The sequence below is a fragment of the Achromobacter sp. JCM 18799 genome, from assembly GCF_055395645.1.
The window spans coordinates 6,282,824-6,309,043 of record NZ_AP043866.1; the positions used below are offsets into that span (position 1 = coordinate 6,282,824).

Here is a 26,220-nt window from a genome sequence, read left to right on the forward strand (position 1 = left end):
ATGAAAGCCCTTGTCTACACCGCGCCCGGCCAGCTGACTTACCGCGATGAACCCGACCCCGCGCCAGCGGACGGTGATGCGCTGCTGCGCATCGAGGCCGTGGGCATCTGCGGCTCGGACATGCACGCCTATCATGGGCATGATCCGCGCCGCAATCCGCCGCTGATCCTGGGCCACGAGTTCGTCGGCACGCTGGTGGGCGGCAGCCGCGCGGGCCAGCGGGTCACCGGCAATCCGCTGATCCACTGCGGCCAGTGCGATTTCTGCGTGCAGGGCCGCAACAATCTTTGCCGCAACCGCGGCATGGTGGGCATGACGCGTCCCGGCGCGTTCGCCGAGTTCATGGCCATACCGGAGCGTTGCCTGATACCCGTGCCGCAGGACATGCCGGCCGCCGCGGCCGCGCTGACCGAGCCCGCGGCCACGGCCTTGCACGGCTTGGCGCTGGCGCAGCGGGCGCTGTTCCGCCCGCTGGCCGAAGCCCGCGCGCTGGTCGTGGGCGGCGGCGCCATCGGCCTCCTGACGGCGCTGCTGCTGCGCAGCCAGGGCTGCCGCGTCAGCCTGGCCGAGACCAATCCGTTGCGGCGCGCCTCGGCGCAGCGGCATGCGGGCTGCATGGCCTTCGATCCGCGCGAGGCTGCGCCCGAACCGGGCGCGTACGAACTGGTGGTGGACGCGGTGGGCGGCAAGCTTACGCGCGCCGCGGCGCTGGCCGCGGTGCAGCCAGGCGGCGTCATGCTGCACATCGGCCTGCAGGACTGGGCCAGCGAGATCGACATGCGGCGCCTGACGCTGGACGAGATCACCCTCATTGGCGCCTATACGTACACCAGCGCCGACCTGCGCGCGACAGTAGAGGCGCTGCATCGCGGCGCTTTCGGCGACCTGTCCTGGATCGAGGAGCGTGAGCTGGGTGCGGGCGCGCGGGCTTTCTCCGACCTCGATGGCGGACGCGCGGCGTCGGCAAAGATCGTGCTGAGGACGCATTGACATGGCCCGCCATCCTCTTTCCCCGCCCGCCGTCGGCGGCGTTCCGGCCGCCCTGGCCCTGCTCGACCGGAGCGCCGCCATGACCGTCGCCAGGCCACCCGCCCCTCCGCCCGCGCCGGTGCGCCGGCGCCTGTCCCTGCGCTGGCTGGTCAGCGGCGCGTCGGTCACGGCGCTGTTCCTGGCCTGGTACCTGGCCACGGGGCCGTTGGAGTTGTTGAGCCCGGTACAGCTGCCGTCGCCCGCCGACGCCTGGGACGCCCTGCTGGAGATCGCTGGGGAAGGCTATGCCGACGGTACGTTGTTGCAGCACATCGCGGCCAGCTCCGGACTGGTGCTGTACGGGTTTGCAGCGGCGGCGTTGACGGGGGTGCCGCTGGGCATCCTGATGGGGCAGAACCGGCTGGTCGAGGCCTACGTCAATCCGGTGTTCCAGATTGTCCGGCCGATCGCGCCCATCGCCTGGATTCCGCTGACCATCCTGTGGTTCGGGCTGGGCACCAGCGCCAAGGTCTTCGTCATCTGGCTGGCAGCCTTCGCGCCGACCGTGATCAATACCTACACCGGCGTGCGCAACATCGACGACACGCTGCTCCAGGCGGCGCGCGTCAATGGCGCGGCGGGCCGCCTGATGCTGCTGGACGTCATTGTTCCAGGCGCGCTGCCCGCCATCTTCACGGGCCTGAGGACCTCGCTGCAGGCCTGCTGGATGGTGCTGGTGGCGGCCGAGCTGGTTGGCTCTTTCGTCGGCCTGGGCCATGTGCTGATCATCGCCACCCGCGACCTGAACTCGGGAATGATAGTGGTGGCCATGGCCGCCGTGGCCAGCATGGGCATGCTGATGTCGGCCCTGCTGGCGCAGGTCGAACGCAAGGTGATGCCATGGAAAGCCTGAGCCGCGCCGGCCCGTCCCGCGCGCGCGCCCTCGTGTCGCGCCGCGTGCTGGAACGCTGGCTGATGCCGGCGCTGGGCATCGCCACCCTGTTCGGCAGTTGGGCATTGCTGTCCGGGCTGGGCCTGGTGTCCCCGGCCTTCCTGCCTGGACCGTTGACGGTGCTGCGCAGCATGGCCGAGCACACGCACGAACCTTATGCGGGCTCGGTGCTGCAGATGCATCTGCTGGCCAGCCTGGAGAAATTCCTGATCAGCTTCTCCATCGCGGTCCTGCTTGGTGTCCCGCTGGGCTTGTTCATGGGGCGTTTCAAGGCGCTGGATTGGGCGGTGGCGCCGGTGTTCGAAGCCTTCCGCTTCATTCCCCCGATCGCCTGGGTGCCGTTCGCGATCTTCTGGTTCGGCACCGGATTCCTGTCGCCCACGCTGGTGATATTCGCCGGCGCCTTCGCGCCCTGTGTACTGAACTCCTATCGCGGCGCCAGGCAGATCGACCGCGCCTTGATCGAGGCCGGCCAGATGCTGGGGGCGGGGCGCTGGACGACGCTGACGGAAATCCTGCTGCCGGCCGCATTGGCGCACATCGTCGCTGGCATCCGCGTCGGCGCGGGGTTCGGCTGGCAGTCCTTGATCGGCGCGGAACTGATCGTGGGTTCGACCGGGCTGGGCTACATGATCGTGCAGGGCGGCAGCAATCTGGAGCCCGCCATCGTGATCAGCGGAATGATCACCATCGGCCTGATAGGCGCAGGCATCGACTACGGCATGCGCGCCTTGCAGCGCAGGGTGCAGCGCGACTGGTCGCGCTGACCCCGGGAACAAAGGAGGGAGTACAGGCAGGCAGTGCAGGCAGCGTCATTTCATACTGGAGAGAGACAGATGAAACACTACAAAGGCCTCAAGGCCTTGGCAGCGCTCGTGATCGGGTGCTGGCTGGGGGGACCCGGACAGGCGGCGGCCCAGGCCGCGCCGGCGGGAGATGAACTGTTCACCATCCGCATCGGGCAGCAGCCGCAGCGGTGGGCGCTGGAGTGGTACATCGCCAGCGAGAAGGGGTGGTGGAAGGAGGTGGGCCTGAAGCCGGAGATCTCGACCTTCGCTTCCGGCGCGGTCGAAATCGCGGCGGGCGCGTCCGGATCATGGGACGTGGGCGGGGCGGGCAATATTCCGTCGCTGCTGGGCGCGTCGAAGTATGGCTTGCAGACCATAGGCATCGCCGACGGCGAGGCCGCCATCATCACGCTGATGGCCACCAAGGACCGGGCGGACGAGTATCTCAAGAACCCGGCGCTGCTCAAGGGTGAGACCATTCCCGTCACCAGCAACTCCACGGGCCAGTGGGGCGCCACGGAATGCCTGTCGCAGAAGTTCGGCCTCAAGCCCGACGACTACCGTTTCGTGAACCTGTCGCCGCCCGACATCAATGCCGCGGTAATGAGCGGCAAGTACGACATTTCCTCGGTGTGGGCTCCCAATACCTACATCCTGGAAGAGGCCATAGGCGCAAAGGTGATCTGCACCGGCGCCGAGCTGAAGATGCCTATCCACAGCTACCTGTTCACGACGCCGGACTTCGCCAAGAAGCATCCCGACAAGGTCGCCCGCTTCCTGGCGGTCTACCTGCGCGCGGTGGCCTGGCAGCGCGCGCATCCCGAGGAGGCCCAGGCGTATCTGAAGGCCTTCTTCGGCAGCGTGGGCGTGAAGTTCCCCAACAAGTACCTGGCGCAGGAATTGCGCGACCGTCCGGCTTTCGACCTGGCGGAGCAGACCAAGTTGTTTGCGCCGGGCCCGGGCGGCTCCTCGGAGATCGTGGGCTGGTGGAACAGCGTGGGGGAATTCATGGTGTCCGTGGGCGTGGTCAAGAAGATCCCCGATCCCAAGACCATGGTCACGGGCAAGTATCTGCAGATGATCCAGGACGATCCCAAGCTCAGGGCCTTCGTCGCCGATGTCGCCAGGTAAGCCGGCGGCCGCGGCTCTCAACAAAGGAACGCAAGCATGAGTCAGATTACTTTCGAGCGGGTGCAGCGCACGTTCAGCCGGGGTGGGGAAAGCTTCCTGGCCCTGGATGACGTGAGTTTCGAGGTGGGCGAGAGGGAGTTCGTTTCCATCGTCGGGCCGTCCGGCTGCGGCAAGACCACGCTGATGCGCATGGCGGCCGGCCTGGAGTTTCCCTCGGCCGGCAGCGTGCGGGTGGGTGGCAAGGAAGTCGAGGAACCGGGACCGGACCGCGCCGTCGTGTTCCAGCAGTTTGCACTGTTTCCCTGGAAGACCGTGACCGAGAACATTGGCTTCGGCTTGAAGTGCAAGGGCGCCTCGCGCGAGGCGCGGGCGCGGACCGTGGCGCGCTACATCGAACTGATGGGCCTGGCGGGCTACGAGCAGGCCTATCCGCACCAGCTGTCCGGCGGGATGCAGCAGCGCGTGGCCATCGCCCGCAGCTACGCGCTGGATCCCGACGTGCTGCTGATGGACGAGCCCTTCGGCGCGCTGGACGCCCAGACCCGCGTGGTGATGCAGGAAGAACTGGTCAAGCTGTCCCGCCTCAATCCGCGCACCGTGCTGTTCATTACCCACAGCGTGGAAGAAGCGGTGTATCTGTCCGACCGCGTGGTGGTGCTGACCGGCCGCCCGGGACAGATCAAGGAAATCATCAACGTGGCCGACGTGCGCAAGCGCGAGGACTGGGACAGCATGGAGCGGATCGAGGACGTGATGGACATGGAGGCATTCGTGCACCTGCGCACGCACATCTGGAAGTTGCTGCGCGCGCAGGAAACCGAACCGCTGGATGCCGCCCTGGCCGCGGCTCACTGAAGGGAAGCGTAGATGAAGCACATCAATGAAGGCGCGGCGCCTGCCGCGAAACCCTCGCGGCTTGCCGCCCTGCACACCGACACGCCGTGGTGGCGGCTTACCGCCACCGCCGCGGATGGGGGGGCCATCGCGCCGCGCGAGATGGTCCGCATGCTGGAGCAGTTGATACTGATCCGGCGCTTCGAAGAGAAGCTGCTGAAGCTGAGCGTGGCCGGCATCCTGCATGGTCCGGCGCATTCCAGCATCGGCCAGGACGGCGCCGCCGTGGGCGCCATGTCGGTGCTGGAGTCGGCCGACAAGATCAACGGCACCCACCGCATGCACCACCAGTTTCTTGCCAAGGCGCTGAACCACGCCACACCGGCGGACTATTCGCCGTTGGACTCGGAAACGCTGGATTCGCACCGCGAGGTGGTCTACCGGACTTATGCCGAGATCCTGGGCCTGACGCCGGGTTATTGCGGCGGCCGCGGCGGTTCCATGCATCTGCGCTATCCCGAGGCCGGCATCTATGGATCCAACGCCATCGTGGGCGGCAATCCGTCGCATGCGGTGGGTTACGCCTTTGCCGACAAGCTGCGCGGGCGCGATCATGTGTCGGTGGCCTTCTTCGGCGACGGCGCCATGCAGAGCGGAGCGGCGTACGAGGCCATGAACCTTGCGGCGCTCTACAACGCTCCCACCATTTTCTTCGTGGAAAACAACCTGTACGCCGTGTCCACCCACGTGTCGGAACAGACGCGCGAAACCCGCTTGTCGGCGCGCGGCCTGTCCCTGGGCGTGCCGGCGATCGAGTTCGACGGCATGGACGTGGTGGCTGCGCGCCTGGCCATGCAGGAAGCTCGGGCCATCATCCGCCGCGACGGCGGGCCGGTGCTGCTGGAAGCGCAGACCTACCGCTACCTGCACCAGTCGGGCGCGCTCAAGGGCAGCGCGTTCCGCTACCGCGACAAGGACGAGGAAGAGGCCTGGGGCGCGCGCGATCCCATGTCGATGTTTCCCGCGCAGCTGAAATCGCTGGGCCTGATCGACGATGCCGGCTTCACCCGCCTGGAGCGCCGTGCGGACGAACTGATAGACGGCGCCCTAGGGCGGCTGTTGGAGCACTACGGCGACGAGGCAGCGCAACGCATCCGGCCCGAACTGTGGCCGGACCCGGCCAGCGTGGACAGCGGTATCCGCGGCAACCTGGGCGAACTCGCGGGCCAACGCGCCATCGAGCTGGAGGAGCAGACGCCAGCGAGCCTGGCGGACGCCAAGTTCCAGGACGTGATTTCGCGCGCCATGCTGCTGAACATGCAGCGCGACGACGGCATCTTCATCCTGGGCGAGGATGTGCATCGCCTGAAAGGCGGCACGGCCGGCGCTACCAAGGACATAGGCGATCACTTTCCGGAACGCCTCATCGGCACGCCCATCTGCGAGAATGGTTTCACTGGCCTGGCCTTGGGCGCGGCGTTGAACGGCATGCGGCCCGTGGTGGAGATCATGTATCCCGACTTCGCGCTGGTGGCCGCGGACCAGCTGTTCAACCAGATCGCCAAGGTGCGCCACATGTTCGGCGGCAAGTTCGCAGTGCCGGTGCTGGTGCGCAGCCGGGTCACGGCGGGCACCGGCTATGGCTCGCAGCATTCCATGGACGCCAGCGGCCTGTTTGCCCAGTATCCAGGGTGGCGGATCCTGGCGCCATCGCGTCCCTATGACTATATCGGCTTGCTCAACGCCGCGCTGCGCTGCGACGATCCGGTCCTGATGGTGGAATACAACGACCTGTTCAAGACGGTGGGCAAGGTGCCCGCCGAGGACTGGGACTACATCGTGCCGATCGGCCGGGCCCGGGTCGCGCGCGAGGGCGCACGCTGCACCATCCTGACCTACGGCGTCATGGTCGAGGTCTGCTGCCAGGCGGCGGAACGTACGGGCATCGACGCCCAGGTGATAGACCTGCGCACGCTGGATCCGCTGGGCATCGATTGGGACACCATCGCGGCCGGCGTCAAGCGCACGCAGGCGCTGATGATCGTGGAGCAGACTACCCGCGGCACCTCGATCGGCTCGCGGGTGGCGAGCGAGGCGCAGTCAAGGCTGTTCGACTGGCTGGACCACGAGATCGTGCACGTTACGGGCGCCAATTCCTCGCCCGTGGTCTCCAAGGTGCTGGAGCGCGCCGCATTGGCGGACGCGCAGGCCGTGGAGATGGCCCTGAAATCCATGGACAGCCGCCGCGGCGGCGCCCGCTGAACCGGACGCCATAGGAGAGAAAAATGCTCAAGGACAAACTGCTAGCCACGCATCACACGGCCGTCTGCGTCAATGATTTCGAACGCGCGCGCAACTTCTATACCGGCTTTCTCGGCTTCGAGCTGGAGGGCGAGATGGACCACCGCAGCGAGCCCGCGCTGGGCGAAGTGGTCGGCCTGCCGGGTGCGACCATACGCTGGGCCATGCTGCGCCATGGCGGACACCGGGTGGAACTGTTCAAGTACTACACGCCGGAAGGCGACAGGCAGCCCCGCCGCCAATGCGATTTCGGCTACAGCCACGTGGCCTTCGAAGTGGAGGACGTGGATGCCGTATACGAGCAGGCCACGCGCGCCGGCTATGAAAGCGTGTCCTCGCCGCGTGTCATGCGGCAAGGGCGCACCAAGGTGTTCTATCTGATGGAGCCGGAAGGCGCCATCACGGAGTTCATCCAGTTCATGAATCCGGCGGCCTGACGCTGCGCTGGCGCAACTCCGCTTGCCGGGGCGCGCATCGATCTTCGAAGGAACAAGCATGACGAGAACGCTGGATATGGTCGTCCCGCCGACAGGCGAGGCCCTGGACGCTGCCCGCCTGGTCGCCTGGATCGTGGCGCCTGGGCAGGCCTTCAAGACGGGCGACGTGCTGGTCGAAATCGAGACCGACAAATCCATCATCGAGGTGCCCGCGCACGACGACGGGGTCATGGTGGAACATCTGGTCGCGGTGGACGGCCTCGTCAACGCGGATACAGTGATCGCGCGGGTACAGATGGAAGGCGAGGCTGTGGCGGCGAGCGCGGGCGGCGCGGCGGCGCAATCCGCGGCAGCAAAGCCTGCGGATGCCGCGGCGGCCGCTGCCGCGGCGGCCGTTGTCGCGCCGCCGGCCGCGCCGCCTGCCGCGCGGACGCCGGCGGCCTCGCCGTCGTTGGCGCATCCTGTCGCGCAGCCTTCGGTAGACCGCAAGTTCGCCACCCCCGCCGCCCGCCGCGTCGCGGCCGAGCGCGGCATCGCACTGGACGCAGTGGCGGGGACCGGGCCCAACGGCCGTGTGACCGTGGCGGATGTCGGTCAGGCAAGCGCCAGCGGACAGGGCAGCATGCAGGCCCGCGGCGCGCCAGGAGAAAAGCGCGAGGCCTGGGCGTACACCCGCCACGGCGAAGTCCGGTTCACGGTGTGGGAAGGGGGGCGTCCGGGCAGCCAGACGGCGGTGTTGATCCACGGCATGTTCGGCGACCGCGACGCCTGGGCCAGCCTGGCGCATGCGCTCAGCCGCGCCGGACTGCGCGTGCTGGCGATGGACCTGCCTTGCCATGGCGCCACGCGTTCGCAGGCCACGCGCTTCGAACATATCGTCGATGCGGTGGCCGACACGGTGGCGTCCCAGTGCATCGGACCCGTGAACCTGATTGGCCATTCTTTTGGCGCGGCGGTGGCGGCCCGGGCGGCATCCCGCCCCGGCATGGCCGTGGATAGCCTGGTCCTGATCGCGCCGGTCGGGCTGGGCACTGAAATCGACCAGAGCTTCCTGACGGGCATGACGCATGCCGGCACCAACGAAGCGGCGCAGCGCGAGCTGCAGAAGCTCACCGTCTCCGGCATGACTCCGTCGGGAAATTTCATCGACGCCTTGCGCCAGAGCACGCAGGCGCGGCGCGAGCCCCTGATCGAGTTATGCCGGGAGGTGGGCTGGAACGGCGTGCAGCAACTGAGCATCGCCGCGGACCTGGCCAGCCTGCAATGCCGCTGCACGTTGATCCACGGGCGGCGCGACGCCGTCATCCCCTGGCGCCACGCGCTGAATGCGCCAGCCAGGACCGCGCTGCATCTGCTGCCGGATGCCGGCCACATGCCGCAATGGGAGGCCGGCAAGCTGGTGGCGGATATCGTGCTCGGGGCGATGGCGCGGCCCTGATGGTATGGCGGTTGGGGCTTGGCGTTTGCCGGGACGGCCGGCGCGGAGTCAGCCCTTCAGCCCGATGCGCCGCGCCAGCTTGTGCAGATTGCTGGAGTCCACGCCCAGTGCGCGCGCGGCATGGGCCCAGTTGCCCTGGTGCGTTTCCAGCGCCCGGCGGATGGCCTGGCGCTGGCAGGCGTCCACGGCCTCGCGCAGCGTCTGGTCAGGACCGGCGGGCGCGTCGGCGTTCTCCTGAGGCGCGGCCAGCGGCATGTCGCCGTCGGACAGGTCCAGCAGCTTGGCGCCCAGCGTCACGATCTCGTTGCGCGTGGCGCCGTGGCTGACGGCCTTGATGGCGGCGCGGCTGATGACGTGCTCCAGTTCGCGCACGTTGCCGGGCCAGCGGTAGCGGCGCAGCATGTCCTCGGCCTCCGGCGACAGCCGCAGGCTGCGCAAACCCAGGCGCGCGCGGTTCAGTTCCAGGTAGCGGCCCGCCAGCAGCAGCACGTCGTTGCCGCGGTCGCGCAGCGGCGGAATGGGGATGGGATAGACCGATAGCCGGTGATAGAGGTCGGCGCGGAAATCGCCGACCCGCACCAGGTCGCGCAGGCTGCGGTTGGTGGCGGCCAGGATGCGCACGTCGACGCGGCGCGGCCGGTCGTCGCCCAGGCGCTGGATTTCGCCGTTCTGCAAGGTGCGCAGCAGCTTGGCCTGCACCAGCAGCGGCAGTTCGCCCACTTCGTCCAGGAACAGCGTGCCGCCATTGGCGGCTTCGAAGCGGCCGGGCCGGTCGGCCACGGCGCCCGAGAAGGCGCCCTTGGCGTGGCCGAACAATTCGCTTTCGGCCAGCGATTCGGGCAGCGCGGCGCAGTTCACATGCACCAGCGGCTTGTCGCGGCGGCGCGAGAGGCGGTGCACGCGATGCGCGAACAGTTCCTTGCCCACGCCGGTTTCGCCCAGCAGCAGGATAGGCAGCTCGGAATCCGCCACCACCTGGATTTCGTGCAACAGGCGGCCGATGGCTACGCTTTGCCCCAGGATCTCGCTGTTGTCGGCGACGGCGCTGTCGGCCGGTTCGGCGCCGCGCGCCACGCGCAGCGCGCGGATTTCGGCTTCCAGGCGCGTGGTGCGCAAAGCGGCTTCCAGCAGCACGATGTAGTCGCGCAGGTCGGACTGGGCCTCGGCGTCGAAGGTGCCGACTTCCAGGGCGTCCAGGGTCAGCACGCCCCAGGGGCGGCCCTCGATGTGCAGGCTGGTGCCCATGCAGTCGTGCACCGGCAGCGGTTCCCCAGCCATGCCGTTGATCAGGCCGTCATAGGGATCGGGCAGGGTGCTGTCGTGGTGGAAACAGGTGACGCCGCGCCGCGCCAGGATGGCCGCCAACCGCGGATGCTGTTGCACGGCGAAACGGCGGCCCAGGGCGTCTTGCGTCAGGCCATCCACCGCGATGGGGCGTAGATGGTCTTCCTCCAGTTGCAGCAGCGCCACCGCGCCGCAGCGGAAGTGCGTACGCAGGCTGGACACCAGCCGCTGCAGGCGGACGGCGGGGGGCAGGTCGGCGACCAGATCGGCGAGCAGGAGGTTTTGCATGGGGTGAATTTTACCGTTCGGGGTGGATAAAACCTTGACCTGCCAGGGTGATATTCACCCTTTAATTTGCAATTCATTGATAAATAGCAAGTTTTTCCTGGCACGGATTTCGCATTGCTTCCAGTACCCGTCACGAACTATGGAGAGACGCGATGAGCATGGTTGAGCAATCCCTGGGCCAATTGGCCCGCAGCATCCCCGGCGCCACGCAGGTGTTTCATGAGTACCAGCTGGACTTCTGCTGTGGCGGCAAGAAGAGCCTGGCCGAGGCGGCGGCCGAGCGTTCGTTGGACGCGGCGCAGATCGAGGCGCGCCTGATGGAGCTGGCGCGCAGCCCGTCCCACGAAACGGATTGGGGGCTGGCCTCGCCGGCCGAACTGGTCGACCATATCCTGGCGCGCTACCACGAGGTGCACCGCCAGCAATTGCCCGAGCTGATCCGGCTGGCGCTCAAGGTGGAGCAGGTGCACGCCGACAGCCCTGACTGCCCGACCGGCCTGGCCGATCACCTGCGCGTGATGCAGCAGGAGCTGGAAAGCCATATGCAGAAGGAGGAACAGGTGCTGTTCCCGATGCTGGCCCGCGGCCATGGCGCCATGGCCGGCATGCCCATCATGGTCATGCGCGCCGAGCACGACGACCACGGCGTGGCGCTGGAACGGCTGCTGGCGCTGACCCACGACATCACGCTGCCGCGCGCCGCATGCAACACGTGGCGGGCGCTGTACCTGGGATTGCGTACCTTCAAGGAAGACCTGATGGCGCACATCCACCTGGAAAACAACATCCTGTTCGAGAACGCGGCCAGCCCGGCGGCGCACGCGCACAGCTAGCGCCCGCGTTCGGGCGTTGCAGCCGCTAGCGGCGTTCCGGCGGAACGCCGTCCAGGCTGCGCCGCAAGGCGTCGTGCGCGGCCAGGTCGACCGGACGATGCTTGCGCTCGGTGCTGGCCGGGTACTTGCCCAGGAAGTTGCCGCCCTTGCGGTCGCTGGCGGGGCGGACCGGCCGGGGCGCGAAGCCGCCGCCGCAATTGGGGCAGACATTGCCCAGCAATCCTTCGGCGCAAGCGGCGCAGAAGGTGCATTCAAAACTGCATATGCGGGCGGCGGTGGAGTCTGGCGGCAGCGCCGCATCGCAGTGTTCGCAGCTGGGTCGCAAGGCAAGCATGTGGCCTCCTGGGGGGGGCAATAGTCGGGTCCAGCCGCCAGGGTAGGCCGGCATGCCCGGCCGCGCCATCGGGGTTACGGACAGAAAAGAAGTGAAAACGGCCAGGCGGGCGACGCTTGGCGGACGCCGGCCGCCTGTACACTCGAAAATCCTTTCGAGGCACAGGGGATTCTTGATGGCGGGAAGCAGCTTCTTCGCACTGTTTGACGATATCGCGACCATATTGGACGACGTGTCCGTCATGACCAAGGTCGCGGCCAAGAAAACGGCCGGGGTGCTGGGCGACGACCTGGCGTTGAACGCCCAGCAGGTTACGGGCGTGCCGGTCAACCGGGAACTGCCGGTCGTCTGGGCGGTGGCCAAGGGCTCCTTCATCAACAAGCTGATCCTGGTGCCGGCGGCGCTGCTGATCAGCGCCTTCGCGCCCTGGGCCGTGACGCCCCTGCTGATGGTGGGCGGGGCCTTTCTCTGCTACGAAGGCGTGGAGAAGCTGGCGCACAAGTTCCTGCCGCACGGCGATTCGGACGAAGGCAACCACGCCGCGCGCGCCCAGGCCCTGCAGGATGATACGGTCGACATGGTGGCCTTCGAGCGCGACAAGATCAAAGGCGCGATACGCACGGACTTCATCCTGTCGGCGGAAATCATCGTCATCAGCCTGGGGGCGGTGGCGGGCGCCGACTTTACCCGGCAGGTGCTGGTGCTGTCGGTCATCGCCATCGCGATGACGGTTGGGGTCTACGGCCTGGTGGCCGGCATCGTCAAGCTGGACGATCTGGGCCTATACCTGAGCCAGAAATCGTCCCAGGCGGTGGCCTGGCTGGGCCGGCGCATCGTGGGTGCGGCGCCCTATCTGATGAAGACCCTTTCGGTGGTCGGCACCGCGGCCATGTTCATGGTGGGCGGCGCCATCCTGACGCACGGCATTGCGCCGGTGCAGGCTGCGGTCGACCAGGCCGCCGCGGCGGTGGGCGGGGGCGGGGTGGTGCAGGCGCTCACGGCCACCTTGCTCAATGCCTTGTTCGGCATCGTGGCCGGAGCCGTGGTGCTGGGGGCGGTCAGCCTCGCCAAGCGGCTGTTCAAGAAAGGCTGAGGCGGACTGGCGCCGGCCCGCTGAGCGGGGGCGCCGGCGCCATCCAGGGGAGCGCCGCGGCGCTCCCTTTTTACGTTCCTAGGGAATCCCCTGCCTTGTTGCGCCGGAATACGTGCGCCTAAAATTGGCGCCAATTTATGTGATCATTATTTCGACCACCGGCATAGACCATCGGCCCCGCGGCCATGGAAACGAGGAAATCATGCAGTCCAACGCAGCACCCGCCATCCAGCCCGACGCCGCCCGCGCGCGGGCCATGTACGACCTGGGCCACAGCACCGTCTTCGCCGCCCGCTCCGACCCGCGCTTTTCCTATTGCACCTATGTCCCGCCGCACATCGACAGCGCCAGGCATCCCATGCAGCTGGTGGTGATCATGCACGGCACCGGCCGCGCCTTCGTGGAATACCGCGACGCGTTCGCGGAGTTCGCCCGCTGGAACGACTGCATCGTGCTGTGCCCGCTGTTCCCCGTAAGCCCGCTGGGCGACGGCAACCGCGACGGTTTCAAGCAATTGCGCGAAGGCGACATCCGCTACGACGAGATCCTGCTGGACATGGTGGCGGAAGTGGGCGAGAAGTTCGGCTGCGACTTCAAGAAGTTCGGCCTGTTCGGCTATTCGGGCGGCGGCCAGTTCGTCAACCGGTTCGCCTACCTGCACCCCGAAAGCCTGTGGGCCGTGTCGATCGGCGCGCCGGGCTCGGTCACGCTGCTGGATCCCAGCCAGGATTGGTGGGTGGGCGTGCGCGATGCCGAGGCCCGTTTCGGCAAGCGCATCGACATCGAAGCGCTCAAGCAGGTGGCGGTCCACATGATCGTTGGCAAGGCCGACCTGGAAACCTGGGAAATCACCCACCGCGAAGGCGGCAAGTTCTTCATGCCTGGCGCGAACTCCGCCGGCAGTACCCGCCCGGAGCGCCTGGAGTCGCTGCGCCGTTCGTTCGAAGCGCAGGGTGTGAACGCGGTGCTGGACGTGGTGGAAAACGTGCCGCATGACGGCTTGAAGTGCGTGGGCCAGGTGCAGGACTTCCTGGCCGCCGCCCTGCGCAAGCTGCGGCATGAAGACAACTGAGACCGGCGGACGCGGCGCTTGCGGGCATCCGCGAGTCCGCGACCAGGAATAGGAGAGGGGCATGCTGCGTTTCGCGCTATCCCGGATCGTCATGGCCATACCGACGCTGCTGATTGTGGCGGTGGCGGTGTTCGTGATGATCCGGCTCATCCCGGGCGACCCAGCCCAACTGCTGCTGGGCGACCTGGCGACGCCGGCCGCGCTGGCCGACCTGCGGGAGCGGCTGGGGCTGGACCAGACCTGGCTTACCCAGTTCGGCATCTGGTTCGGCAACATGCTGCACGGGGACCTGGGTTCGTCCATCAATACCGGCCAGCCGGTGCTGCCGCTGGTGTGGGACCGCTTCCTGATCAGCGGCCGCGTGGTGGTGGTGGCGGTGCTGTTCGCCGCGCTGGTGGCGGTGCCGGCCGGCATGATCGCCGCCTGGAAGCAGAACAAGGCGCCCGACCTGTTCCTGGTCGGCACGGCCACGCTGCTGGTGTCGATTCCGACCTTCTGGCTGGGCCTGCTGCTGCTGATCTTCTTCGGCCTCAAGCTGCAATGGCTGCCGGTGGTGGGCTACGTGTCCATCGGTGAAGACTGGAAGGCCGGCCTGTTGTACCTGGCCATGCCCATCCTGACGCTGTTCCTGCATGAGATCGGCGTGCTGATGCGCATGGCGCGGGCCAGCACGCTGGAAGTGCTGCGGCTGGACTACATCACCCATGCGCGGGCCAAGGGCCTGTCGGAATCCGCGGTGCTGATGCGCCACGCCTTCCGCAATGCCTTCGGTCCCACCTGGACGCTGATCGGCCTGGTGCTGGGCAACCTGCTGGGCGGCATCGCGGTGGTGGAGACGGTGTTCACCATCCCCGGCCTGGGACGTCTGCTGGTGGACTCCATCTTCGCCCGCGATTACCCCGTGATCCAGGGCTGTCTGCTGTTCGTGGGCGTGGTCTACGTGATCGTGAACCTGTTCATCGACCTTTGCTATCCCCTCTTTGACCCGAGAGTGACCGCCGAATGAAAAAGCGAATTGCAGCCAACGCGCTACTGGGCGGCGTCATCGTGGCGCTGATGCTGGTGGCGGCCATCATGGGCGCCTTCTGGACGCCGCATGACCCGCTCAAGATCAACTTCGTGGCGCGCCTGAAGCCGCCGGGCGGCGAGTTCCTGCTCGGCACGGACGAATTCGGCCGCGACGAGCTGTCGCGCCTGCTGGCCGGCGCCTCCAGCAGTGTCTGGATCAGTTTGCTGACGGTGAGCTTCGCCATCGTCGCGGGCACGATCGTCGGCACCCTGACCGGCTTTGTGCGGGGCTGGACCGACCGCATCATCATGGCCTTCAACAACGCGCTGCTGGCCTTTCCCGGGCTGTTGCTGGCGCTGGGCCTGCTGGCAGTAGTAGGCGCCAACAAGTACGGCATCATCCTGGCGCTGGGCCTGGCCTATACGCCCTCGGTGACGCGCATCGTGCGCGGCACGGTGCTGTCGCTGCGCGAGAAGGAGTTCATCGAATCCTCGCGCGTGCTGGGCAACTCCGAGCTCTACACCATGTTCCGCCACGTGCTGCCCAATTGCGTGGCGCCGCTGACGGTGCTGGCGACTTCCATGTTCGGCTGGGTGATCCTGGCGGAAAGCGCGCTGTCCTTCCTGGGCCTGGGCGTGCCGCCTCCCGCGCCCACCTGGGGCAACATGCTGGCCGCCGCAAGGCCGTTCATGGCGCAGGCTTCCTATCTATCCATACTTCCCGGCCTGGCCATCGCGCTCGCGCTGCTGGGAATCAATCTGCTGGGCGACGCGGTGCGTGACCGCTTCGATCCCCGCATGAGGGGCGTGTAATGAGCGCATTGGTATCCGTATCGAATCTGTCGCTGACCGTTGGCGCGGGCGGGCGCGAAATCGTCAGCGGCGTGTCCTTCGAGGTGGCGCCTGGCGAGATGGTCGGCATCGTCGGGGAATCCGGCAGCGGCAAGACGCAGGCCGCGCGCGCCATCATGGGCCTGACGCCATCGCCGCTGGTGGTGGCCGGCGGCTCCATCAAGTTCGAAGGCGTGGACGTGACGCAGGCGTCCCCGGCCGCGCTGCGCAAGCTGCGCGGCGCGCGCATCGGCATGGTGTTCCAGGAGCCGATGACCTCGCTGAATCCGTCCATGCCCATCGGCCGCCAGCTGGAGGAGGGCCTGCGCCTGCACCGCAAGGGCCTGTCCGCCGCCGCGCGCCGCGAACGCATCCTGGAAATGCTGCGCCGGGTGGGCATCCGCGATCCCAAGGGCGCGATGGAAGCCTGGCCGCACGAGTTCTCCGGGGGCATGCGCCAGCGCATGATGCTGGCGTCCGTGATGCTGCTGGAGCCCGCGCTCCTGATCGCCGACGAGCCCACCACCGCGCTGGACGCGGTGGTGCAGCGCGACGTGCTGGAGCTGATGGTGGACCTGACCCGCGAACACCATACGGCGGTGCTGATGATCAGCCACGACCTGCCGATGGTCGCGCGCTACACCGAGCGCATGGTGGTGATGCAACACGGCAAGGTGCTGGAGACAGGCGCCACCGCCAGCATTCTGGAGCGGCCGCAGCACCCCTACACCCGCAAGCTGCTGGACGCCATGCCGCGCCGGCTGCCGGCGCGCCAGCTGGGCAAGGAGCCGCCCATCGTCGAGGTCAAGAGCCTGGTGGTCGACTACGCCGGCCATCAGCGGCTGTTCTCGCGCACCGGCGCCAAGCGCGCGCTCAACGGCATCGACCTGCACGTCAAGCCGCGCGAAGTGGTGGCGGTGGTGGGCGGCTCCGGTTCGGGCAAGACCACGCTGGGACGGGCCATCGCTGGATTGCTGGCGCCGACTTCGGGCCAGATCCTGTTCCGCGGCCAGGCCGTGAACCGCCGTTCGGCCTCCTGGCGTGATTACCGGCTGAACTGCCAGATGGTGTTCCAGGATCCGTATTCCTCGCTGGACCCGCGCATGACCATCGGCCAACTGGTGGGAGAGGGCCTGCGCATGCTGGACGACATGCCCGCGGCGGAGAAGCGCCGCCGGGTGGACGAAGTGCTGGCCGAAGTGGGCCTGGGTTCCGAGTACGCCAAGCGCTATCCCCACGAGATGTCGGGCGGCCAGCGCCAGCGTGTGGCAATTGCCCGCGCCATCGTGCGCCGTCCGGCCTTCGTCATCGCTGACGAACCGGTGTCCGCGCTGGATGTGACCGTGCGCGCGCAGGTGCTGGACTTGTTTGCCGACCTGCAGGAACGCCATGGCTTTTCCTGCCTGTTCATCAGCCACGACCTGGGCGTGGTGGAGCAGGTGGCCGACCGCGTGGTGGTGATGCGCGACGGCGGCATCGTCGAGCAGGGCTCTCGCGACGCCGTGTTCGACCAACCGCAAGAGGAGTACACCCGCAGCCTGCTGTCGGCGATTCCGGCGCTGGAATCCACCGATACCGGCGGCGTGCGCCTGCGCTGGCGGCTGGACCAGCAGCAGCCGTTGCGGGCCAGCGCCTGAGGGGCGGGTATCCCAGGGGGCGCAGGCGCCGTCCCCCGGGAATACTTACGCATAAAATACGCGCTTCGGATTTGATAGACGGGAGTGGTCCATGCCGAAAGCGGCAACGGCGCAACCCGGCCTGGTTGATCGCATCGCCCACGATATACAGGCGGGCGTTTACGGTCCCGGCGCCTGGCTGAAACAGATCGACCTGCAGGAACGCTACGACGCCAAGCGTCTGGACGTCCGGCGGGCGCTAGACCAATTGGCCGCCAAGCGGCTGATCGCGCACATCCCGAACCGGGGCTATCACGTCTACGCCATGGATCCGGACCAGCATCTGCAGATCCGCGACATCCGCATCCTGCTGGAAACGGGCGCGGCGGCGGACCTGATGCCCAACGTCACCGTGGCCAAGGTCAAGGCGCTGCGCACCCTGGCCGAACGCTTCGCCAAGCTGCTGCAGGACGGCACGCTGCTGGAGCAGTACGAGGTCAACCTGGCTTTCCACGCGGGCATGTACGACATGTGCCGCAACCGCGAACTGGTCGCGCTGATCCACGAAACCCGGGCCCGCGGCCCGGCGGCGCCGGCCAAGGAATGGGTGACGCGCTCGCGCATCGAGATTTCCGCGCGCGAGCATTTCGACATGGTGGACGCGCTGGAAGCGCGCGACGTCAAGCGCCTGCAGAAAATCATTGCCCAGCACGTGGGGCAGGACATCTCCTGAGGCGGCCGGCGCAACCGGCGCTGCAAGCATGCGGCGGCCTTCGGAATGAAGGCCGCCGTTTTTCATTCCGGCGGCGCCTTCAGGGATACCCCCGATAGCGAAGCGGCGCATTCCGCTCATAATGGGCAGCTAATTTTGGCGCCAATATATGCGTGAATTTTGCGCCGCACGCCGGGGAGTCTTTGCATGCACCATGTTTTCGTACCTAGAGCGCTCGCGCTCAGCCTGGCGCTGGCCGCCGCCGGTTCGGCCCAGGCCGCGCTGCTGACCATCGCCCAGCCCGCCGACATCCGCTCGACCAACCCCGGCGTCAACCGCGACAACACCACCGACGGCGTGATCCTCAACATCGTCGAGGGCCTGGTCGGCTATCGCGAGAACGGCACCGTGGGGCCCTTGCTGGCCAAGTCGGTGGACCTGTCGGAAGACGGTTTGACCTATACCTTCAAGTTGCGCGACGGCGTCAAGTTCCACAACGGCGCCGCGCTGACCTCGGCCGATGTGGTCTGGAACTGGCAGCGCTACATGGATCCCAAGACGGATTGGCGCTGCCGCAGCGACTTTGATGGCCGCAACGGCCTGAAGGTGACGGACGTGTCCGCGCCCGACGCGCAGACCGTGGTGATGAAGGTGGACCGCAAGTCGGCCGTGTTCCTGGATTCGCTGGCCCGCACCGATTGCGGCATGACCGCCATCATCTCCAAGGATTCGGTCGCCGCCGACGGTTCCTGGATCAAGCCGGTGGGCACCGGCCCCTACATGTTCAAGGACTGGAAGCGCGGTGAATACACCTTGCTGACGGCCTACAAGGATTACGTCTCGCCCGCTGGCGACAAGCCGGACGGCTACGTGGGCTCCAAGCGTCCGCTGGCCGATGAGGTCAAGTTCCTGGTGGTGCCGGATCCGTCCACTTCGAAGGCGGGCCTGTTGTCGGGCGCCATCGACGCCGCGCAGATCACCAACACAGATGTGGGCGAACTGAAGAACGCCAAGAACCTGACGGTGTTCAGCCCGCATGACGCGGTCAAGCACGTGCTGCTGTTCCAGACCGAGGATCCGGTGCTGAAGAATGTGAAGATCCGCCAGGCCATCGCCGCCTCGCTGGATATTCCGCAGGTCGTGGCCGCCGCCTCCGAAGGACTGGGCCAACTGAACAATTCCGCGGTCTACGCGGGTTCGGCCTATTACAAGGACGCGGAAAAGCGCGGCTACAAATACGATCCGGCCCGGGCGCAGCAATTGCTGAAGGAAGCCGGCTACAAGGGCGAGCCCGTGATCATCTACGCCAACAAGCGCGCCCACGTGCCGAGCTATCAAGTGGCGGTGATCGCCCAGGCCATGATGCAGGCGGTGGGCATCAACGCCAAGATCGAGGTGCTGGAATGGGCCACGCAGCTGGACCGCTACAACACCGGCAAGTATCAGATCAGCTCGTTCTCGTTTTCTTCGCGCCTGGACCCTTCGCTGAGCTTCGAGCAGTTTTCGGGCGACAAGACCAAGCAGCCGCGCAAGGTCTGGGATGACCCCGCGGCGCAGAAGCTGATCGATGAGAGTTTCCTGGAATCCGATCCGGCCAAGCGCCAGGCGCTGTTCGACCAGTTGCACGCCCTGATGCTGGAACAGACCCCGATGCTGATGCTGTACAACGGCGCGGACGCCTGGGCATCCAGCAAGCGCGTGGAAGGATTTTCGGTCTGGGAAGGCAAGCCGCGGGCCTGGGAAACCAAGGTCCGCGACGGCAAGTAAGGACGCTTGATGGCGCCGGGCCGCGCTCGCGGCCCGGCGCCAGCCGCTAGTCGAGCTTCACGCCCGCCTGCTTGATCACCGCGGCCCAGTCGCGCACTTCATTGCCCAGGAACGCGCTCAGCTCCGCCTGCGTGGACGGCGCCAGGATCAGGCCCTCGTCGGCAAAGCGCTTGCGCAGCTCGGCGTTGGTCAGCACCTTTTCCAGCGCCGGATGCAGGCGCTGCACCACTTCCGCCGGCACGCCCGCGGGCGCCATCAGGCTGTACCACGTGGTGGCTTCCAGTCCCTTCACGCCTTGCGAGGCAGCGGTGGTCACGTCGGGCAGGGCGGGCGACTTCTCGATGCCCGTCACCGCCGCGGCGCCAACCCGGCCGCCCTTGTACTGCGGCAGCATCTCCACAACCTGCGTCACGCCCATGCTCAATTCGCCCGAGGCCACCGCCAGCAGCACCGGCGAGCTGCCCTTGTAGGGCACGTGCACCAGTTTTCCGCCCGTGGCCAGGTTCAGCACTTCACCGGTCAGGTGGGTGATGCTGCCCGCGCCGGAAGAGCCAAAGGTCAGCTTGCCGGGATCCTTGTTCGCCAGCGCGATCAGTTCGGGCAGGTTCTTCGCCTGCAGGCCCGGATTGACCGCGAATACCAGTGGACTCTTGCCCACCAGGGTTATGGGCGTGAAATCCTTCACCGGGTCGTAGTTCAGGTTCGGATACAGGCTGGGCGCGATCGCCAGCGTGGACACGTTGCCCAACAGCAGCGTGTAGCCATCCGGCTCCGCGCGCGCCACCGCATTGGTGCCGATGGTGCCGCCCGCGCCGGCGCGGTTTTCCACGATGACCTGCTTGCCCAGCGTGTCGTTCAACTGCTGCGACAGCGCGCGCGCCAGGGTGTCGGCCGCGCCGCCGGGCGGGAAGGGCACGACGATGCGGATCGGCTTGCTGGGATAGGCCTCGGCTTGCGCCGCTGGGCTCAAGCCCAGCGCCAGCAACCCGGCCAGGGCCGTGGCCAGCAGGCCGCGGCGATTGATTTTCTGGTACTTCGACATGCTGCTCTCCTGATGAGAAAACGTGGGCGATGCAGAAAACGAATCAGCGCGCGGCGCCCTGGGCGGCCGGATGGTGCGCATGCCAGTGGCGAGCGATGTCGGCGCGCCGGCAGACCCAGACGTCGCCGTGCGCCGCCACGTGGTCCAGGAAGCGCGCCAGGCCTGCCGCGCGGCCCGGCTGGCCGACCAGCCGCAGATGCAATCCCACGGACATCATCTTGGGAGCCGTGGCGCCTTCCTCGTACAGCATGTCGAATGCGTCGCGCAGGTACTCGAACAGGTCCTGCCCCGTGGCCATGCCGCCGCGGATGAACTTGGCGTCGTTATTGGCCAGGCCGTAAGGCACCAGCAGGTGGGGCTTGCCGCCGACCTCGGTCCAGTAGGGCAGCTCGTCGTTATAGGTATCGGAGTCGTACAGAAAGCCGCCTTCCTCGGCCAGCAAGGCGCGGGTGTTCAGGCTGGGGCCGTAGCGGCAGTACCAGCCCAGCGGGCGCGAACCCACCGTGCGGGTGATCGATTCCACGGTGCGGCGGATGCGCTCGCGCTCTTCTTCCAGCGTCAGGTTCTGGTGCCGTTCCCAGCGCCAGCCGTGCGCGCACACGTCATAGCCCGCCGTCTTGATGGCCTCGCAGACCTCCGGATTGCGTTCCAGCGCCAGGCCGCAGCCCAGTATCGTGGCCGCCATGCCGCGTTCCTGCAGCAGCCGGTGCACGCGCCAGAAGCCGATCCGGCTGCCGTACTCGAACATCGATTCGGCCGCCAGGTCGCGCCCGGCGAAACCGCCGGCGCCGCCCTCGGTCAGGCCGGTCTCGGATTCAGCGTCGCCGTCCGGCACCGAAGGCTCGCCGCCTTCCTCGTAATTGATGCAGAGGTTCAACGCCAGGCGTGCGCCGCCCGGCCAACGGGGATCGGGCGGGTTGGCGCCGTAGCCGACGAAATCGCGGCGCAAGTGCGGATGATCGGTAGTCATAGCGGGGCTAGCCATCGAGGTAGGGTCAATCGGAAATCGAAACCAGGGCGTGCGGAGCCGGCGCCTGCCAGAACTCGTCGTCATCGCCGCGGCCGGTCTGGCCCATCAGGACCAGGAACTCCGCCGGCCCCTGCAACACGGTCAGGCCGTGATGCCAGACGCCCACGCGGTAGCACACGCCCTGGCTGCCAGTCGCGAGAAACGCTTCCAGCCGCGCCATGTCGGGCAGATCGTCGGCGCCGGTCGGCGCCACCACCACCAGATAGGGCGAGTCCGTCAACGGCACGAAGCTCTGCGCCGCATGGCGGTGGCGTTCCATCAGCCGGATTTCCACCGGCCCCGGCGCCGCCGCCTGCACCCGGCTGACCCAGCCGGCCTGGCGAACCACCTCGGGCCCATGCCGCATGGGCTCGGTCAGATAGTGACGGCGCTCCGCGCCCTGGTGCGCGATCACCTCGCCATATGGCGCAAAGGCCTCGGGCGTGAGCGGCCGCGGGCGGATCACGCGCGGGGATGCGTCCAGGTCACGCGCCATGGCTCAGATACCCCAGCGAGTTCACATAGCTGCGCCGCACGTTCTCCAGATGCGCCGCCATCGCCTGCCGCGCCCGGGCCGACTCGCCCGACAGCAGCGCTTCCACGATCGCCAAGTGTTCTTCCCGCGCCTGCACCTGCCGTTGCGGCAAGCGCTCCACATCGCACATCCGCACCTGCCGCCGCGTCGCCGTGATCATCGTCGCCAGATTCCGGTTGCCGCAGTACGCCGCCACCAGATCGTGCAGCGCGTTATCGACCTCCCAATCCGACTTTTCGTCCGGCGTCTTCGCATCCAGCAAGGCCTGCAAGCGCGCCCGCAGCCCTTCCAGCGGCTCCGCCGGAATCCGCCCGGTCGCCATCGCCGCCGCCTCGCTTTCCAGCAGGCTGCGGATCTGCAGCAATTCCAGCAGGTCCGTCACGCCAAACGAGCGCACCACGATGGATCCGTTGGACAGCCGCTCCAGCATCCCTTCGCCCAACAACCGGTTCATCGCCGCGCGCAACGGCGTGCGCGACACCTCCAGCTCATCCGCCAACCGGCGTTCCTCCAACACTTCCCCCGCCGGAATCCGGCGCGAAACGATCTGGTCCAGCAGGGTCTGATAGGTGCGTTGAGTAGCGTTCATGTGTGTTGCAGCGTAAGAAAAAAGCGCGGACGACAGAGACTCCGAGTTGCCGTCGCGCGTAACGGATGAGAAGGTACCCCACTGGTATCCCAAAGAGATACCAGTAGTATCCCTAATAGGCGTGGCCGGATACGGCCAGGCAATCAGAGTGGCGAGAAAAGGGGAGAAGAAGGGAAGGCAGAGCGAAAGCGGAGAAAAAAACGGAAAGGAAGGTGCGGGGGGAGAAAACCGCAGGAGAGAAAAAACAAGACCCACGCCAGCGCGCCAGCGCACACCGCTCCGACGCCCCACCACCAAGTAAGCTGAATGCGGCCGCGCAGGCGGCCGCATTCAGCGGGCCCCGCAAACCTCGCCACTACCCACGGGTCTGACGGCGCAGCGAACCAAGAAACTCGTAGCCCGGCGGCGCGGGCCTGGTGGCTGCGAGCAACCTCGATGCGCCCGAGGGAATCTGAAGGAGTCGCCGAAGGCGAGGACGAAGATGACGAAGGGGCAGTCCGGAGCGAACGCTCCGGACCGCAATCGTGGGCGCGAGCAGCCACCAGGCCCGCGCCGCCGGGCGACCTACGAAGACCGCACCGGCACCAACAAAGACAACAAAATCAACATCAAGGGGCCGAAACCCGCTCCACCTCCCATGCCCGCGGCTTCTTAACCGCCCAAGGCTGATACCCCCTGATATCCGCCCGATAAGCCCCAATATCCAACCCGTTGTACAAAGGAATACTAGGCACATCCGCCAGGAACAGCCTATGCAGCTGATCAAACGAAGCCTGCCGCTTCGCATGATCCGTATCCGACGACGCCGCCTCGATCAGCTTCAGCGCGGCGGGATTGTCCCAGACCTTGCGCGGCTGCTTCGCCTTGTCCCCCGTCACCATCTCGTAGTTCAGCGCCGCGTCCAGCCGCGCCGAATAAGGGAACGTCATCATCTGGTAAGTGCCCGCGTTATAGCGGTCCAGCTGCGTCGCCCACTCCACCACCGACAGCTGCGCCTTGATCCCCACCGCCTGGAACATCGCCTGGATGATGACCGCCGAGTTGTACGACTGCGGATAGCGCTTGGTCGTCAGGATCGTCAGATCCTGCCCTTTGTAGCCCGCTTCGCCCAGCAGCTTCTGCGCCAGCGCCGGATCGTAGTTCCAGCCCTGCTTCTGCGCCGCGTCGTAGTAGGGCGAAACCAGCGGCACGATCGAATTGTTGGGCTGGGCCAGGCCTTCCGTCACTGCCGCCGCCAGTTGCTGGTAATCGATCGCGTGCGCCAGCGCCTGCCGCATCTTGGGATTGGCCAGCACCGGATCCCTGGTCTGCATCAGCAGCGCCGTCATGCTCATCACCGGCGCATGCGCCACCTTGACGTTCGGCGTGCCTTGCAGCACCGGCACGTCGCTGTTGGACACGTCCTCGATGATGTCGATGTTGCCGCGCTGCAGGGCCGCCTTGGCGGTGGAATCGTCCGGCACGATCAGGAAGCGCACCTCGTCCACCAGCGGCCGCTTCGATCCCGTATAGCCGTCGCGCTTGCCGTCCAGGTTCGAATAGCCCGCGAACTTCGTCAGGCGCACGTACTCGCCACGCTTCCATTCCGCCAATTCGAATGGCCCGGTGCCGATGGGCTTGTCCCAGGAACCGTCCGCGCGCACCGAGTCCTTGGACAGGATGCCGGTGCCGCCGCAGTCGGCGCGCGCGAGCGTCGCCAGGAACAGGCTGCTGGGCTTTTCGATGCGATAGACGACCGTCTGCGCGTTCGGCGCTTCCACGCCCGTCACCTTGACCGTGCCGCGCCCGTCGAACTCGCTGGCGCAACGCCAGCCCGAATTGGCCGCGGTGTAATGCTGCCAGGTCCACAGCACGTCGGCCGACGTCATCGGCTTGCCGTTGTGGAACGTGATGCCTTCGCGCAGCTTGAAGGTATAGGTCTTGCCGTCCGGGCTGATGTCCACCGACTTGGCCAGCAGCGGCCGCACCTCGGCATCCTCGCCGTAGGCCACCAGGCCCTCGACGATGTGCAGCACCACCGCGTCGCTGTTGCTGTCGCGGTTGACGCCGGGTTCGGTGGAGCGGATGTCCGCCGTCAGTGAAATGCGCAGCGGCGGGGCCGATTGCGCCCAGGCCGCGCCGGCCATGGAACCCAGCGCCAGCGCAACCGCGGCGCTCAACAAATGGTTTTTCATCGATACGTCTTCCTGGGGTTGCGCGGGCGCGCCGCTTCAGGCGGCAGCCAGCAGTTCGGGTTCGGCGCTCAGGCTGTAGCGGGTGAAACTGCGGTTCAGCGCCGGCAGCGGCGCGACTTCCATCAGGCCGGCCTCGGGCTCCATGATCACCATCGCCACCGTGGCCGACAGGTTGTCGTGGCTGCCGGGGCGCGGCGGACGGCAGACCGAATAGGGCGCGCCGAAGTCATCGAACAGCGCGCGCTTCAAGTCTTCGCGCGTCAGCTTGGATTGTTCGTTCAACAGGCGGCGCACGCGCCAGTCGCGGTAGGCGCTTTCCGGCGTGCTGGCGCGGCCCGTGTCGCGCAGCTTGCACAGGGCCACGTCGCTGACCCAGTGGTTGGCGTGGACGATGAGGTCATCGCTGCCCGGGTAGATGGGGAAGGCTTCGTCGGTGGTGCATTCGTAATCGACCCCGAAGCCCGCCGCCATGCCGATCATGATGTTGTTGGAGCAAGACTTGGGCGTGGTTGCCACCGCCTTGATCGCCAGCGCGAAGTGTTCCTGTTCCAGCACCTTGCGGCGGATCAGCGACAGCGGCACGCCCAGCTGGCGGAAGTCGCGGTCGGATTCCAGGTAGTTGGCGGTGATCGAGACGCCGGCGCTGTTCAGGCCGCTGCGCGCCAGGCCGCCCGCTTCGACGAAGGTCAGCATGTCGGGGCCGTTGTCGTTGCGCACACGCAGCACGATGGCGGTGTCGGCGCATTCCGCGCGCCAGTCCCAGTTCTGGCCATGGATCAGGCGGCCGTTGGCCGAGCGCGTCGGCAGGATCAGCGCGCCGGTGCAGCCGTCGCCCGGCTCCAGTTCGGCGGCCTTCTTCTTTTCGGCGCGGGCCTTGGCGATGACTTCGGTGCGGGCGTTCACCATCACGATGTCTTCGAACGGCACGTCGGCGCCCGCGGCGATGCCGCGCATCTCTTCCAGGTAGTGCGGCGCGAAGTTCTCGATCTCGCGGGCGAAGCCGTTGATCAGCTGGGTGCGCGCCATGGCGTCGTAGCCCAGGTCGACCAGGGTCTGGCCGTACATCTTGGCGCTCTTGCGCACGCGGTCGGCAGCTTGCTGGCCATAGGAGCGGCCGCGGGCCTCGGGCGCGCCCGAAACCGATACGAAGGGAAATTGGGTGATCTGGGTCATGGACATAGGG

General features: G+C 67.1%; 24 protein-coding genes. 16 read left to right on the top strand and 8 right to left on the bottom strand.

Annotated features, from left to right (window positions below):
* The 8 genes from ACZ5YA_RS29830 to ACZ5YA_RS29865 all read left to right on the top strand — a co-directional run bounded on the left by ACZ5YA_RS29830 (nt 1) and on the right by ACZ5YA_RS29865 (nt 8,850).
* Nucleotides 1-990 carry an alcohol dehydrogenase catalytic domain-containing protein gene (locus tag ACZ5YA_RS29830; RefSeq protein WP_251877518.1) on the top strand — a complete coding sequence of 330 codons (990 nt, stop codon included), beginning with the start codon at nt 1-3 and terminating at the stop codon, nt 988-990.
* Between the two features lies 1 nt (nt 991).
* The gene (locus tag ACZ5YA_RS29835) at nt 992-1,882 is read left to right on the top strand and encodes an ABC transporter permease (RefSeq protein WP_464091624.1); all 891 of its coding nucleotides are present in this window, start codon (nt 992-994) and stop codon (nt 1,880-1,882) included.
* The gene (locus tag ACZ5YA_RS29840) at nt 1,870-2,688 is read left to right on the top strand and encodes an ABC transporter permease (RefSeq protein WP_464091625.1); all 819 of its coding nucleotides are present in this window, start codon (nt 1,870-1,872) and stop codon (nt 2,686-2,688) included. Before ACZ5YA_RS29835 ends, ACZ5YA_RS29840 begins: the two co-directional genes overlap by 13 nt.
* Before the next feature lie 69 nt (nt 2,689-2,757).
* Nucleotides 2,758-3,840 carry an ABC transporter substrate-binding protein gene (locus ACZ5YA_RS29845; protein ID WP_464091626.1) on the top strand — a complete coding sequence of 361 codons (1,083 nt, stop codon included), beginning with the start codon at nt 2,758-2,760 and terminating at the stop codon, nt 3,838-3,840.
* Between the two features lie 36 nt (nt 3,841-3,876).
* A complete protein-coding gene (locus tag ACZ5YA_RS29850; RefSeq protein ID WP_054450398.1) occupies nt 3,877-4,695 on the top strand; it encodes an ABC transporter ATP-binding protein in 819 nt (272 codons plus the stop codon).
* Nucleotides 4,696-4,707: 12 nt separating this feature from the next.
* Complete coding sequence (locus tag ACZ5YA_RS29855) at nt 4,708-6,936, top strand: alpha-ketoacid dehydrogenase subunit alpha/beta (RefSeq protein ID WP_464091627.1); 2,229 nt, start codon at nt 4,708-4,710, stop codon at nt 6,934-6,936.
* A 23-nt stretch (nt 6,937-6,959) separates the two neighbouring features.
* A complete protein-coding gene (locus ACZ5YA_RS29860; RefSeq protein WP_059375061.1) occupies nt 6,960-7,412 on the top strand; it encodes a VOC family protein in 453 nt (150 codons plus the stop codon).
* Between the two features lie 58 nt (nt 7,413-7,470).
* Entirely contained in the window at nt 7,471-8,850 is a 1,380-nt protein-coding gene (locus ACZ5YA_RS29865; RefSeq protein ID WP_464091628.1) for an alpha/beta fold hydrolase, read from the top strand.
* Between the two features lie 48 nt (nt 8,851-8,898).
* On the opposite strand, the gene norR is transcribed toward ACZ5YA_RS29865, so the two are convergent.
* Complete coding sequence (gene norR, locus ACZ5YA_RS29870; protein ID WP_059375055.1) at nt 8,899-10,422, bottom strand: nitric oxide reductase transcriptional regulator NorR; 1,524 nt, start codon at nt 10,420-10,422, stop codon at nt 8,899-8,901.
* Nucleotides 10,423-10,574: 152 nt separating this feature from the next.
* On the opposite strand from norR, the gene ytfE reads away from it, so the two are divergent.
* Nucleotides 10,575-11,255 carry an iron-sulfur cluster repair protein YtfE gene (ytfE, locus tag ACZ5YA_RS29875; protein WP_059375052.1) on the top strand — a complete coding sequence of 227 codons (681 nt, stop codon included), beginning with the start codon at nt 10,575-10,577 and terminating at the stop codon, nt 11,253-11,255.
* Between the two features lie 25 nt (nt 11,256-11,280).
* Here ytfE and ACZ5YA_RS29880 read toward each other — a convergent pair whose 3' ends face one another.
* Nucleotides 11,281-11,589, bottom strand: a complete 309-nt coding sequence (locus ACZ5YA_RS29880; protein WP_280016118.1) for a DUF1272 domain-containing protein — start codon at nt 11,587-11,589, stop codon at nt 11,281-11,283.
* 175 nt (nt 11,590-11,764) lie between these two features.
* Between ACZ5YA_RS29880 and ACZ5YA_RS29885 the strand changes: the two genes are divergently transcribed.
* From ACZ5YA_RS29885 to ACZ5YA_RS29915, 7 genes are all read left to right on the top strand, one after another.
* The gene (locus tag ACZ5YA_RS29885) at nt 11,765-12,682 is read left to right on the top strand and encodes a DUF808 domain-containing protein (protein WP_251877498.1); all 918 of its coding nucleotides are present in this window, start codon (nt 11,765-11,767) and stop codon (nt 12,680-12,682) included.
* A gap of 202 nt (nt 12,683-12,884) precedes the next feature.
* Complete coding sequence (locus ACZ5YA_RS29890) at nt 12,885-13,754, top strand: alpha/beta hydrolase family protein (RefSeq protein WP_251877496.1); 870 nt, start codon at nt 12,885-12,887, stop codon at nt 13,752-13,754.
* A 61-nt stretch (nt 13,755-13,815) separates the two neighbouring features.
* Entirely contained in the window at nt 13,816-14,760 is a 945-nt protein-coding gene (locus tag ACZ5YA_RS29895; RefSeq protein WP_054450419.1) for an ABC transporter permease, read from the top strand.
* A complete protein-coding gene (locus ACZ5YA_RS29900) occupies nt 14,757-15,575 on the top strand; it encodes an ABC transporter permease (protein WP_059375034.1) in 819 nt (272 codons plus the stop codon). Before ACZ5YA_RS29895 ends, ACZ5YA_RS29900 begins: the two co-directional genes overlap by 4 nt.
* Entirely contained in the window at nt 15,575-17,230 is a 1,656-nt protein-coding gene (locus tag ACZ5YA_RS29905; RefSeq protein ID WP_059375032.1) for an ABC transporter ATP-binding protein, read from the top strand. Before ACZ5YA_RS29900 ends, ACZ5YA_RS29905 begins: the two co-directional genes overlap by 1 nt.
* 91 nt (nt 17,231-17,321) lie before the next feature.
* On the top strand, nt 17,322-17,942 hold the full coding sequence (locus ACZ5YA_RS29910; RefSeq protein WP_059375031.1) for a GntR family transcriptional regulator: 621 nt from the start codon (nt 17,322-17,324) through the stop codon (nt 17,940-17,942).
* 186 nt (nt 17,943-18,128) lie between these two features.
* Complete coding sequence (locus ACZ5YA_RS29915; protein ID WP_306633833.1) at nt 18,129-19,688, top strand: ABC transporter substrate-binding protein; 1,560 nt, start codon at nt 18,129-18,131, stop codon at nt 19,686-19,688.
* A gap of 46 nt (nt 19,689-19,734) precedes the next feature.
* On the opposite strand, the gene ACZ5YA_RS29920 is transcribed toward ACZ5YA_RS29915, so the two are convergent.
* The 6 genes from ACZ5YA_RS29920 to ACZ5YA_RS29945 form a co-directional block, all read right to left on the bottom strand.
* Complete coding sequence (locus ACZ5YA_RS29920) at nt 19,735-20,730, bottom strand: Bug family tripartite tricarboxylate transporter substrate binding protein (RefSeq protein WP_059375028.1); 996 nt, start codon at nt 20,728-20,730, stop codon at nt 19,735-19,737.
* Between the two features lie 43 nt (nt 20,731-20,773).
* Nucleotides 20,774-21,700, bottom strand: coding sequence for an allantoinase PuuE (locus tag ACZ5YA_RS29925; RefSeq protein WP_464091629.1), 927 nt, complete (start codon nt 21,698-21,700; stop codon nt 20,774-20,776).
* 25 nt (nt 21,701-21,725) lie between these two features.
* A complete protein-coding gene (locus ACZ5YA_RS29930; protein ID WP_280016121.1) occupies nt 21,726-22,235 on the bottom strand; it encodes an ureidoglycolate lyase in 510 nt (169 codons plus the stop codon).
* The gene (locus tag ACZ5YA_RS29935) at nt 22,225-22,863 is read right to left on the bottom strand and encodes a GntR family transcriptional regulator (protein WP_059375022.1); all 639 of its coding nucleotides are present in this window, start codon (nt 22,861-22,863) and stop codon (nt 22,225-22,227) included. Before ACZ5YA_RS29935 ends, ACZ5YA_RS29930 begins: the two co-directional genes overlap by 11 nt.
* Before the next feature lie 608 nt (nt 22,864-23,471).
* Nucleotides 23,472-25,037: an ABC transporter substrate-binding protein gene (locus ACZ5YA_RS29940; protein WP_464091630.1), complete on the bottom strand. Its 1,566-nt coding sequence runs from the start codon at nt 25,035-25,037 to the stop codon at nt 23,472-23,474.
* Nucleotides 25,038-25,073: 36 nt separating this feature from the next.
* Nucleotides 25,074-26,210 carry a C45 family autoproteolytic acyltransferase/hydolase gene (locus ACZ5YA_RS29945; RefSeq protein ID WP_059375350.1) on the bottom strand — a complete coding sequence of 379 codons (1,137 nt, stop codon included), beginning with the start codon at nt 26,208-26,210 and terminating at the stop codon, nt 25,074-25,076.
* Between the last annotated feature and the right edge of the window lie 10 nt (nt 26,211-26,220).